The organism is Sulfuricella sp. T08, assembly GCF_000971475.1.
Taxonomy (GTDB): Bacteria; Pseudomonadota; Gammaproteobacteria; order Burkholderiales; family Sulfuricellaceae; genus Sulfuricella.
The window spans coordinates 1-10,550 of the sequence record NZ_DF967543.1 but is presented as its reverse complement, the minus strand read 5'-3'; the positions used below and the strand labels follow the sequence as shown (position 1 = coordinate 10,550).

The following is a 10,550-nucleotide window of genomic DNA, read 5'->3' as shown; positions in this document are numbered from 1 at the left end:
GTCACTGCTCACGGAGCCGCGTTCCCTCTTGCAGGCACGGCTCCTGGAACAACAGCAACGGCAGATTGCGGCATGCTTAAGTTAGTGCCATTGGAAGCTGATCTGGTTTGTTGGTGATTGATTGCTGGAGAACTGTGGGTGGCGATGGGCTGAAATCGACCGAGACCGTCTGATGTCATTTGCATCGACAATGGCCGTTTACTGCCATCAAGCTGCCTGTCGCTTTGATAATCTGACGGTCAGGAACTCGGCCTCAGCGGCCGGTCGCCATCGCCAGGGTTCGGCTTTCTATGAATGACGGGTCTGCGGCAGGCAATTCGCAAAGTGCAATTCCCGGAGTGTGCCATAAGGAGACGGTCGAGCATTCCCTCAAAAACGGACTTCCGTGTGCCTATCAGAATGAATGCCGTCTACGCCACATCCTCATTTTTGCGATGGTTTTTGTGTGCATTTATACGGAAATAAATCCAGTTCCACCTTCACATCATGAATTCTTGATTAACCTTATCCCCCAATTCGAACGGACTAACCGGCATACTTATTTCCGTAATATGTTTAGGTCATAATATGCAAAGTCGCATAGTAGATACTGAATATTTACCACTTTCGGTCGTTCAGGAATTCGCTCTTGCATACTTTCATACGAAATCACGGAATTTCGTCGGGATTCTTTGCACTGTTCAAAATCGAAGGCCAGGAAGTTACAGAGCCAAGAAAAACCAACCCTAAACTGGAGTAGCCCTTGAAAGTTCTTCCCTCTTCCTTCCTTATTTTCTTTCTGTCTATATCAACCTGTGCGAATGCTGCGATTTCATTCGATGAAAGTGTATCTGGTGATATAGATACATACCCTCAGTGGCAACTTGGAATTGGGAATAATACTTTCGCCGGAACCATGTCTCTTGGCGCATATACTGATATAGATAGTTTTAGTTTTTATGTTCCATATGGAATGAAAGCTACGATTTCATTGAATGCGACGTCCCTATCAATTAATACAATCAACAATACGCCTCCTGATATTGGACAGTTTGCGCCAATATATCCAAATCCGCAGTCAGGCTTTGGTGGGTGGCTATATAAGCAGCCTGGCCAGTGCGGATTACTCTTTGGGATCTCGCCGTGGTGTCTCTTTGGTGGACAATACCAATCCGTTGATGGCACTGGATATTCAATCGACACATCAGCTATTACAATTGGTGGCGCCTTGATGCCTACACTGCTCATTGATAGCCCTGGCCCTTACAATCTTATGGGTCAGGGCTATCAGTTATTTTCGTTTGGCAGTAGCTCAACCCAAGATGTAATACTGGGCTACAGTGCCTCTATTCAAGTTGAATCTGTACCGGTTCCAGCGGCGATATGGCTGCTGGGTTCTGGTCTGTTGGGCTTGGTCGGTATGGCACGGCGCCCAATTTAATATCTGTTCTTGCGCACGATAATGGCGGTTTTTGGGTCGCTGTTTTTGTTTGTGGGTTTGGTTATGAAAGTCTGCTTCCTGAAATGCCGACCGGCTGCATAGGGTCGGTAGGGTGAATTCGCCACCGTCCGCTGTCGGGATGCTCAGTTTGTGGTGCTCTAAAAAAACTAGCCTGCTCCAAAGCCGCCGCTCGGCAATCGTCACTACCGACCCAAAGGGGAAGTTGATCAACATCCGCTATTGAGCAGTCCAATTGGCGGGCGCAGCGAATGCTCGTGAGTCACGCGACACAGCCTCATCGGCTTTATGAGCAACAGAAAACGGCGCCTTCAGGTGCCGTTCGTCTGGATGAGTTCGAGCCCGGCTGGAGGCGTTAGTGCGTAGCTGGGCTAGGCATACTAGACCGAACTTATCTCCCCTTTACGCCTACGTACCAGCCAGAATCCTGCGAGGCCGAGGCCGAAGAGGGAAAGCGTAGCAGGTTCCGGTACACTTTGCGAATCGGCGTACCCCGAAGCTACCCTCCGAGAATCATATGTAATATTAGAGGTCTCAAACGACGACAAGTCCAGTCGGAGATTATTTACACCTGGCGTTTTGAGATAATCGTCGAACATTAAAGACAGTAAGGGGAGGCAGCTAGTCCCGGGACACCAGTTCGCAATCGCCGCTACTTGAAACTTGGTCGAAGAGTAATAACCGAGAGTGCTTGTTGCTGCATCATAATGAAACCCCGGAAACTTCGACCCCGCCGTAGTAGTTATATCCCAAGACAAGATGACTCCATTCGTTGAATCTGTTTCGAACGTGCCGAATGCCGTACCGCCATCGTCAAACGTCACGCCGTTTAGCGACGAATATATGACGCCTGCGTTTGCACAGGTGGCGCTAGCGAAAAATAAACACACCGTTACCGCAAGCGCGGCTGCTTCGATTTTAGTTTTCATAATTGTTCTCCCGTTAGACGCGCCACGATAAAGAGGGCACGACGAATATACTGAGCATAAACCATACCAACGTAGCGGGTACCTAAATAATTCAATGGATTAGCTGCAAAGCTGACGAAGCGTGTAATGTATGTGGCCACGATGTGTAAAGAAATTCGACACTCCTCAGCCTTCGCGAGCCCTTTATGTTGGTTAGGCCAGTAAATTCATGCTTTGAAAGGCGGCTTTCGGGCACCGATTTGTCAGGAGCGGGTGTCGGCTTGTGGCACACTGCGGGAATAGCGTCTTGCTAACAGCCTGCCGCAAAGCTGTCGTTCATAATCAATCGAACTCTGACGGGGGCGACGGGCCGCAATGGCCGAGTTTCTGACGCTGAATCGCGGTAGCTGAGTGGCCGCTTCCGCCAAAAGCTGTCGTTCAACAGCGGAGCATTATTATCTCAGCAATGGCTCTTACTGGCACATGTGTGATTTATGATGACCAGATATCACCGGCCAGCTTCGGATTGTTTGCTTTCGGCTCTTTCATTCCATCGGCGCTGTTGGGGAAAATCGCCAGTTTCAGGGTGCTGCCGCTAGCCGGCGAACTTCAAGCGGGGACAGCGCCAGCAGCCCTGCCGTCTGTTCGCGGATGCGGGCGGTGACCTCGGGGTCGATCCGCTCCAGCCAGCGCTGCGGGATCATTTCCACGCCGTACAGCGCCCCGGCCAGCATGCCTGCCAGCGCGCCGGTGGTGTCGGCATCCTCGCCCTGGTTGACGGTTTCCACCACGCAGCTTTCGAAATTGTCGGTGAAGAAGAAGTAGTGCATGACGGTCTGCACGGTGTCCACGATGTAAGCGGTGGCACGGCCTGGGTAAGGGTCAAAACGGAATTGTCGGTGCTGTTCGACCAGCCGGTTGGCGATGGCTCGGCATTCCCTGATGCCGCCACCGAGCAGTAGTGCCTGCAACATCCGGCCCAAGGCGAGCGTTCCAGCGTCGGAAAGCGGGTGATGGTGGGTGATGCGGGCCTGCGCGATGCTGTAGCGCTCGAACAGGGCATCGTCTCCCAAGGTGAGCAGTGCTACGGGCAGGTTTCTCATGGCGGCCCCGTTGCCGGCGTCGCCGTCGGACGGTGGTCCTTCCGTACTTCCCTCCAGCATATAGCGGCGGATGCCGCGGCGACAGGTGGCGCCCACGTCCACCGGCCTGGATTTTAGCCAGGCGGCGAAGGCGTCCGCTGCTGCCGCTAGATTCCAGCCGCTGCTGTCGAGGATGGCCTGGCCGAGATAAAGGGACATTTCGGTGTCGTCCGTTATCTGCCCCGGCTTGAGCCGCAGCCAGCCGCCGCCGGTCATCTCCCTATGGGTGCCGTAGTTCGCCTGTATCTCACGCGCCAGCATGAACTCTACCGTGGCGCCCAGTGCATCGCCGCAGGCGAGCCCCAGATAGGCGCCGAGAGCCCTGCTATGGAGTGAAGCAGGCGATGTGGAATGGGTAATAGCCGATGAATGCGTCATCAAAGATAACTCATCGTTACCCGGAAATCCCCGCCGATAACCAGATACTCGCCCTCGCCCTTGAGCGGGTGCCGGGCCAGCAGGCCGTTGAAGAAAATGATCTTCACCGCCGGTACCTGGGCTTCCAGGATGGTGTCGCCGAACTCATCTGCGATGATTCGGTTAGCGGTGAACGATACCAGGTTGTTCTGGCGGATGACGGCGCTGCGCTTGTCGGTGCGCTCGATGATCTGGTGCTCGTCGAAGCCGTTGATGCCGCGATACAGGGTAAGGTGGCGGCAACCCGGCGCAAACCAGCGCGCCAGCATCCACTGGCAGAATTCGTAAAGCAGGTCGAGTTGCAGGTTGATGCTGTTGTTGTGAAAGCGGCTCGACATTTTTTCCTCGACATAGGCGATCCAGGCCGGGGATGGAAAGCGGCCCAGCGACTCTTTGTGGAAGGTGGGCAGCAAACCGAAGCGGCTTTCCACCCAGCCTTTCAGTACCGCGCCCTCGGGGCCGTTGGAATCGAACCCCCAGCCCTCCAGCAGCCGCCGGTAGCTCGAGCGGAAGCGGCGCTTGCTGCCCTCGTCGCCCACCAGTGCCGTCCCGTCCAGCCCGAATAACAGTTGCATATAGTGCTCAAAAATATCCCCCGCCTCGGCACTGCTGGAGGCTTTTGCCAACATGTCGAAGAATGGTCGGTTCATCTCGCGCACGCCGTTGATCGACAGCGGCAAAGGGTAGTCGTTGAAGGCCGTACTAGCCAGCAGCCCGGTGGGAATGCTTACCAGGTTGGTGCTGTGCCCCTTGAAACCATGGCCTGAAATTTTCTTATCCCTAATGAGCGCAGGTTGCGCTGGACGTATCCACAACACTGGCCAGATCGCGGATCACGGAACTGCCCACTGAGTCGCGTGGATCCAGTTCTTGCAGTTTGGCGAGAAGGGCAATGCTTTGTTCTGTTTTGCCCCGGCGCAATCGAATGAATGCCAGCGCCTTGAGGCTGAACAGGTAGAAATGTTGTGGCGCGTCGATGCAAGACCAGTCTACCGATGCGGGCGTCAGCACCGTCCAGTCGGGGGAAAATCCGCCTTGGCGGGCGGCAGTTTCGAGCGCCGTCAGGGTCACATGCTCCGCATCGTCGAGACGATGCTTGTAGAAATAGAATTTATACAATGAGAAATAGGTCTTGAGGCAGGCCGGATCAATGGCAAGCGCGCGCCACAGAAGCTGTTCGGCGAGTGGCGTGTCGTGATATGCGGCGGCTGCTTCCTGCAGGTACCGGTCGACGTCCGGCAGCAAGTCAGCCGTCAGTTCGCAGTCGGACGGAAAAGGCACCTCTTCCACTTTTAGCCCCAGATTTCCGCAGGCACCTGTAAACGGACAACGGGCTGGTCGCCCAGCAAGTGCTCGTCGATGATGGCGGCAACGTCGTCTTTGTTTACGGGGCCATACATTACCCCATCAGGATAAACCAGCACGTGAGGGCCGTTGCATGGACCCAGGCAGCCGGTGTTGGTGAGGGCAATCTTGCCGTTCAGGTTGCGCTGTTGGAACGCGAAACCGAATTCTTCAAAAATCTCGGCGCAGCCGCTTTGCATGCATGAGCCGCGCGGGTGGCCGGGGCCACGATTCTGGACGCAGACGAAAACGTGTTTTTCGGGTTTTGGCATTGGTGTGCTCCTTATCTTAAAAAGCATAGAAAGGGACGCGGGATTTTCCCCGTGTTCTGTTTCACTCGGTTGCAGGGTGTTTCTGTTTTGGATCGGACCGAGGTTTTTCCGTTTGCACGGCATAATGGGCTATCCATTTTTCCAGTTCGGCCACGTGTTCCGCTTCTTCGGAGGCAAACTCTTCGGCCATGGACCTGACCTCAGGGTCCGAGGTTGTGGATGCGATGTCTGCATAGAATGCGTGGCCGCGACGCTCGCCATCAAGGGCAAGGTCAAGTGCATTGTTTACGTCTATCATTGCGTCGACGCCGATCCAGTCGAATTGCTCTGGACTGACGCCGTCGGGCCACACATAGTCTTCAGCTGACAGCACAGGCAATTGACGGAATCCCCCACGCTCCATGGCCAGGGCCAGATGCTTGCGCGAGAATTTGGCCATTCTGCGAAAGAATTTTTCTACCTCGGAATTGCTTTCTGCCTGCATGCTTTCTGCAAGCTCTTCATAGCGTCGGGCAGCCTCGCGTTCGAGTTCCACTGCATGCGCAAGGAATTGGTGTATGTCTTCCACTATCGCGTCCTTTCAACCAAACTTAAACAGTACTCCGTCATCCTAGATGCCGGGCTTTTGTTGCGAAGGCAGTGTCATGCGCAAATTATCCAGCGTGACACTCTTGCCGTCCTGATCCTGGAATACCTTGAACACCTTTTCCTGGGACGGGGTAGACCGCACGAAGTCCTGGTAGGCCCGAACCAGGAGTTCCTTGCAGACGTGCCACAATGCATAATCATCCATCTGCGCCGTGCCGGCCGTATTGCGCAAGTACTGGTTAAATCGTTTCAGGATATGCAGGCGGTTGACGTGCACCACGTCCTGCGCATATTCAATTCCGAAGAAGTCGAGAAACTCCTCAGCGGCGGAAAGCGTTCCCAGCTTCTTGATCAATTCGCTCATGGTTTTCCCCTTTTCATTTAATGGGTCACTCGGTTTTTTTGCCGCTTTTCATGCGGTACAGGATTGCAGTTGTCACTGCATGCGTCGCAGTCTTTTTCGGTTTCGACAGGCGTGCCGGAAAGTTCGGCTAACTGGGATTCCAGTTCACCGATGCGTTCCAGCATGCAGGCGAGTGCCTTGCCCACTGGGTCGGGCATCAGGTGATGGTCGAGGTCGACGCCGTGCGAGGAAATGCGTCGTTGCTCCATAGGCAATACCTCGCGTCCCGGGATGCCTACCACCGTCATGTCGGCCGGTACGTCGCGGATGACTACCGAATTTGCGCCGATACGGGCGTTCCTGCCGACGCTGATCGGCCCCAGAATTTTTGCGCCGGCACCGACAACGACGCCATCCTGCAGCGTCGGATGGCGCTTGCCGAGGTTCCAGGAAACCCCGCCCAGCGTCACACCGTGATACAGCGTGACATCGTTTCCGATCTGGGCGGTTTCGCCGATCACTACGCCGCAGCCATGATCGATGAAGAAGCGCCGACCGATGGTGGCACCGGGGTGTATGTCGATCTGGGTAAACATGCGCGCCAGAAAGCTCACGAAGCGCGCCGCGTAACGCCAGTTGCGTGTCCACAGCGCATGGGCTATACGGTGGGAGAGCAGGGCATGGATGCCGGGATAGGTGGTGATGACCTCCCAGCGGGTGCGCGCTGCCGGGTCGCGCTGAAATACGCAGCCGACATCCTCGCGCAGCAGGGCGAAAATGCTCTGCCTCGGGTTCGGCCCAATAGCATTACGACTGGTCATGCTGCTGTTAATCGTAGTGTGAATGGTCGCCGCCTCATGCTTGCGGGGTGCCGCAAGGCGTACTGTCGAGATGACGACGCTTTGGCGTATCGTTGATAATCACTGTTTGGTTTTTCATTTTCCGCCCCTGTAAAAGGTTTGCGCTTGAATCAGATACAGCAATTGGCATGCCAGACTGAATTGTGTTGATTATCTATATAAAAATCAGCTTGTTGTGTGAAATTATATGGAATGTTGAAGAGTGGAAAGCTTACATTTGTGGGGATTGTAGGATTTGCGACAAGAGAGCTTTGTCGGGCTTCGATTCTTCGGGTATCAGGATTCCTTGATTGATCTGTTCATTTTTTTTGCGTGTGATGTTCGTGACTAAATACCGGGATGTGTGATTGGCTTCGTTGCACTACGTTTCAGTTTCGTCAAGATATTTAACTAATGGTTAAAAAAGTTGTATTTTGTAACTGGAATTTCTTGCGGACAACAAACAATATCCGTAATATTGCACCATGAGTTCAAATTCTCGACACTCTTTAATCAAGAGCCTTCAGGTGTCCGCTCCGCGTGGGCGGCCTATGGACTTGGCTACGCTAGATGCGTATGGGGTGTCTGCCTTCTTGGCAGCCAAACACGCCCGAAGCGGTTGGTTAAAGCGCCTGGCGCAAGGAGTGTACGCGTTTGCGGGAGACACGCTGAATCGTGATCAATGCCTGCTGTTTTTGCAAGATCAGATAACCGGTCTGCATGTGGCAGGAAAGACTGCTCTGGCGTGGCAAGGGGTGCGTCATAACTTGTCTCTCCGCGAGCACTTGATGCTATGGGGTGATGATAAGCGAGCAAAATTGCCCAAATGGTTTGCTGAGCAATTTCCGGCCAGTTATCGATCAACAACCCTTTTTTCGTCGAAAGCAACCTCTTCGGGTATCGGGACGCCACCTGGATTGTTGGATGGTGTTTGTGTCTCTGTACCGGAGCGCGCGGTGTTGGAAATGTTGTATGAGGTTGGAAAGTCACAAGACCTGGAAGAGGCTCGAAATCTGTTTGAGAGTGTGCGTGGTCTACGGTTTGAGGTAATGGGCGAGCTCCTGTCTCAGTGCACCAGCGTCAAAACCGTCCGTCTGTTTTTGCTCTGGGCGAGAGAAACCGAAGTGTTGAATGTCAGCGCGCTACGAGAAAAATATTCACTTCCCGTCGGCAGTTCGTCCAGATGGATGGGGCGTATGGCCGACGGCACATTATTGAGCTTGCCGAATGATTGACCAAGCCTATATCGATACCGTGCGACTCTTGCTGAGAGTTGTGCCGGACATCTTCAAGAATGAAATATTTGCAATGAAGGGCGGTACGGCGATCAATCTGTTCGTGCAGGATATGCCCCGTCTTTCCGTGGACATCGATGTGGTCTATGTGCCTCGTGACCCATCGAGGGAGGAAGCGCTACGTGCGATTTCAGACGAAATCAATTCGATTCAGAAGCGGCTTGAGAAATTGGGATTGTCGGTGCGCTTAAACAAGTCCAATTCAGATAGTGAAACCAAGCTTTTTATTGAGGATGATCGTAGCCAAGTCAAAGTCGAGGTGAACGTTGTTTTCCGGGGAACGATTTTCCCGGTCGTAACCCGGTCGCTTGCCGAAAAAACAGCGCAGATGTTCAGTACGACAGTTGAGGCGCCTGTTTTGGTCGAGGCTGAGCTATATGGGAGCAAGATCGTTGCCGCCTTGGATCGGCAGCATCCGCGTGATCTATTTGATGTGCTCAAGTTCTATGAGCAAGGTGATCTGACACCGGATACTCTGGAAGCTGTCGTAATTTATCTGGCGGGACATAACCGGCCAACACACGAGGTGCTTTTTGGAACTGACAAAGATATCAGCACAAGTTATGCAAACAGCTTCGTGGGCATGACTTTTGAAGAGTCGCCAAGTCTCGAAATGCTGGTGGATGTTCGGGCTCGGTTGCGCGCTGATATTGCTCAGCGGCTGACAGAAAAACACCGCGATTTTTTGATAGGGCTGTCTGAAGCAAATCCTGATTGGGCGTTTCTGAATTGCGAGCACGCGGAGCGCTTGCCCGGATTGCGCTGGAAGCTACTCAACTTGAAGAAATTTCAGAAAAATCGCCCTTCAGACTTCGCAAAGCAAGCTGAAGCACTTAGAACTTTACTGGATAGATAGATGGCCAAATTAGCTGATTTGATATGGAAGAACGCCGAGCTGTTGCGCGGCGCATTCAAGGAAAACGAATACCGTAAAGTGATCCTGCCGTTCACCATCCTGCGCCGACTGGATTGCGTGCTCGCCCCTACTCGCGAGGCTGTACGCACCAAGCACGAGGCCATCAAGGATAAGGGCTACGATCTCGACAAATTTCTCACGCGTACCAGCGGCTAACTGCGACACCACAACGTCGAGATGGCCAACATCCGATTATTTTTATGCAATGCGGTCCGGTTCGATACTCAGCGACTAGCCCGCAAAGTGCACCTAAGACGCTGGAGGTTTTCCCTCGCCTGCTTGAACGACAACAAGATGAAATTCGCGAACTGGCGATTCAGGATGTTTTCCGGGAATTAACTACAGATTTGGATCGGAATACCAAAATAGTCGAAGACATCCTGCAGGCCTATTCGGAAGGGCGGAAGGTCATTGTCCTGACCGAACGCACTGGCCATCTAGAATCTATCCAGGCAGGCGTGACTGGTAAGGTTGAAAATTTGTTTGTGTTGCATGGCCGCATGTCAAAGAAACAGCGCGCCATATTAATTGAGACGCTTGAAGCACTACCTGGAGATGCACCGCGAGTATTGTTGTCTACGGGAAAACTGATTGGGGAAGGTTTTGACCATCCGCCGCTCGATAGTCTTGTCCTCGCCATGCCGATTTCCTGGAAGGGAACTCTACAACAATATGCCGGAAGGCTCCATCGCGAGCATGCTACAAAAACAGATGTGCGCATCTATGATTATGTTGATGCCGGCTACCCCGTTTTACTCAGAATGTGGGACAAACGCCAACGGGGCTACAAAGCTATGGGATATCAAATGTCCCAGGCAATTTAGGTGCAGTCTTACTCCAAAAGAAGTCACTATGGGAAACGAGTCCAAGCAAGTTGATCGGCAAACGCTCTATGAAGAAGTATGGGCTGACCCGGTCATCATTGTGGCAAAGCGGTATGGTTTATCGGATGTTTGAATCGCCCCGCTCCACTAGACACTTTCGAGCCGGTTGAAATACTTCTTTTCGAACTCTACCGGAGAATCGCCATCGGTGTAACTGTGACGGC

The 10,550-nt window shown here is 53.2% G+C and carries 13 protein-coding genes; 5 read left to right on the top strand and 8 right to left on the bottom strand.

The annotated features are described in order from the left end of the window. Positions 1–742 precede the first annotated feature (742 nt). Positions 743–1,420, top strand: coding sequence for a VPLPA-CTERM sorting domain-containing protein (locus SCT_RS17145; protein WP_144408264.1), 678 nt, complete (start codon positions 743–745; stop codon positions 1,418–1,420). Positions 1,421–1,818: 398 nt separating this feature from the next. Here the strand turns inward: SCT_RS17145 and SCT_RS17915 are convergent, their stop codons facing one another. The 8 genes from SCT_RS17915 to cysE form a co-directional block, all read right to left on the bottom strand. Continuing rightward, the gene (locus SCT_RS17915) at positions 1,819–2,037 is read right to left on the bottom strand and encodes a PEP-CTERM sorting domain-containing protein (RefSeq protein ID WP_371257740.1); all 219 of its coding nucleotides are present in this window, start codon (positions 2,035–2,037) and stop codon (positions 1,819–1,821) included. An 890-nt stretch (positions 2,038–2,927) separates the two neighbouring features. After that, complete coding sequence (gene draG, locus SCT_RS11035; protein WP_059422954.1) at positions 2,928–3,866, bottom strand: ADP-ribosyl-[dinitrogen reductase] hydrolase; 939 nt, start codon at positions 3,864–3,866, stop codon at positions 2,928–2,930. Then, the gene (locus SCT_RS11030; RefSeq protein ID WP_237759668.1) at positions 3,866–4,723 is read right to left on the bottom strand and encodes an NAD(+)--dinitrogen-reductase ADP-D-ribosyltransferase; all 858 of its coding nucleotides are present in this window, start codon (positions 4,721–4,723) and stop codon (positions 3,866–3,868) included. The genes draG and SCT_RS11030 overlap by 1 nt, the downstream gene beginning before the upstream one ends. Beyond that, on the bottom strand, positions 4,686–5,195 hold the full coding sequence (locus tag SCT_RS11025) for a hypothetical protein (RefSeq protein ID WP_059422952.1): 510 nt from the start codon (positions 5,193–5,195) through the stop codon (positions 4,686–4,688). Before SCT_RS11025 ends, SCT_RS11030 begins: the two co-directional genes overlap by 38 nt. A 2-nt stretch (positions 5,196–5,197) precedes the next feature. Continuing rightward, complete coding sequence (locus SCT_RS11020; RefSeq protein WP_059422950.1) at positions 5,198–5,521, bottom strand: ferredoxin; 324 nt, start codon at positions 5,519–5,521, stop codon at positions 5,198–5,200. A gap of 61 nt (positions 5,522–5,582) precedes the next feature. Beyond that, entirely contained in the window at positions 5,583–6,089 is a 507-nt protein-coding gene (locus SCT_RS11015) for a ferritin family protein (RefSeq protein WP_059422948.1), read from the bottom strand. A 42-nt stretch (positions 6,090–6,131) separates the two neighbouring features. Next, positions 6,132–6,473 carry a nitrogenase-stabilizing/protective protein NifW gene (gene nifW, locus SCT_RS11010; protein WP_059422946.1) on the bottom strand — a complete coding sequence of 114 codons (342 nt, stop codon included), beginning with the start codon at positions 6,471–6,473 and terminating at the stop codon, positions 6,132–6,134. 17 nt (positions 6,474–6,490) lie between these two features. Next, entirely contained in the window at positions 6,491–7,273 is a 783-nt protein-coding gene (cysE, locus tag SCT_RS11005) for a serine O-acetyltransferase (protein WP_059422944.1), read from the bottom strand. A 503-nt stretch (positions 7,274–7,776) separates the two neighbouring features. Between cysE and SCT_RS11000 the strand changes: the two genes are divergently transcribed. From SCT_RS11000 to SCT_RS10985, 4 genes are read left to right on the top strand one after another with little or no spacing between them, the layout of a single operon-like run. Further along, positions 7,777–8,526, top strand: a complete 750-nt coding sequence (locus SCT_RS11000) for a type IV toxin-antitoxin system AbiEi family antitoxin domain-containing protein (RefSeq protein WP_059422943.1) — start codon at positions 7,777–7,779, stop codon at positions 8,524–8,526. Next, positions 8,519–9,442, top strand: coding sequence for a nucleotidyl transferase AbiEii/AbiGii toxin family protein (locus SCT_RS10995; RefSeq protein ID WP_237759667.1), 924 nt, complete (start codon positions 8,519–8,521; stop codon positions 9,440–9,442). Before SCT_RS11000 ends, SCT_RS10995 begins: the two co-directional genes overlap by 8 nt. Further along, positions 9,443–9,658: a type I restriction-modification system subunit M N-terminal domain-containing protein gene (locus SCT_RS10990; protein WP_059422941.1), complete on the top strand. Its 216-nt coding sequence runs from the start codon at positions 9,443–9,445 to the stop codon at positions 9,656–9,658. A 44-nt stretch (positions 9,659–9,702) separates the two neighbouring features. Further along, complete coding sequence (locus SCT_RS10985; protein ID WP_059422939.1) at positions 9,703–10,326, top strand: DEAD/DEAH box helicase; 624 nt, start codon at positions 9,703–9,705, stop codon at positions 10,324–10,326. The last annotated feature ends 224 nt before the right edge of the window (positions 10,327–10,550 follow it).

What these genes read in the sequence shown, in the direction of transcription:
- draG (WP_059422954.1), bottom strand. Translation starts at nt 3,866, where the DNA reads ATGACGCATTCATCGGCTATTACCCATTCCACATCGCCTGCTTCACTC.
- SCT_RS10990 (WP_059422941.1), top strand. Translation starts at nt 9,443, where the DNA reads ATGGCCAAATTAGCTGATTTGATATGGAAGAACGCCGAGCTGTTGCGC.
- SCT_RS11000 (WP_059422943.1), top strand. Translation starts at nt 7,777, where the DNA reads ATGAGTTCAAATTCTCGACACTCTTTAATCAAGAGCCTTCAGGTGTCC.
- cysE (WP_059422944.1), bottom strand. Translation starts at nt 7,273, where the DNA reads ATGACCAGTCGTAATGCTATTGGGCCGAACCCGAGGCAGAGCATTTTC.
- SCT_RS10995 (WP_237759667.1), top strand. Translation starts at nt 8,519, where the DNA reads ATGATTGACCAAGCCTATATCGATACCGTGCGACTCTTGCTGAGAGTT.
- SCT_RS11020 (WP_059422950.1), bottom strand. Translation starts at nt 5,521, where the DNA reads ATGCCAAAACCCGAAAAACACGTTTTCGTCTGCGTCCAGAATCGTGGC.
- SCT_RS10985 (WP_059422939.1), top strand. Translation starts at nt 9,703, where the DNA reads ATGCAATGCGGTCCGGTTCGATACTCAGCGACTAGCCCGCAAAGTGCA.
- nifW (WP_059422946.1), bottom strand. Translation starts at nt 6,473, where the DNA reads ATGAGCGAATTGATCAAGAAGCTGGGAACGCTTTCCGCCGCTGAGGAG.
- SCT_RS17915 (WP_371257740.1), bottom strand. Translation starts at nt 2,037, where the DNA reads ATGTTCGACGATTATCTCAAAACGCCAGGTGTAAATAATCTCCGACTG.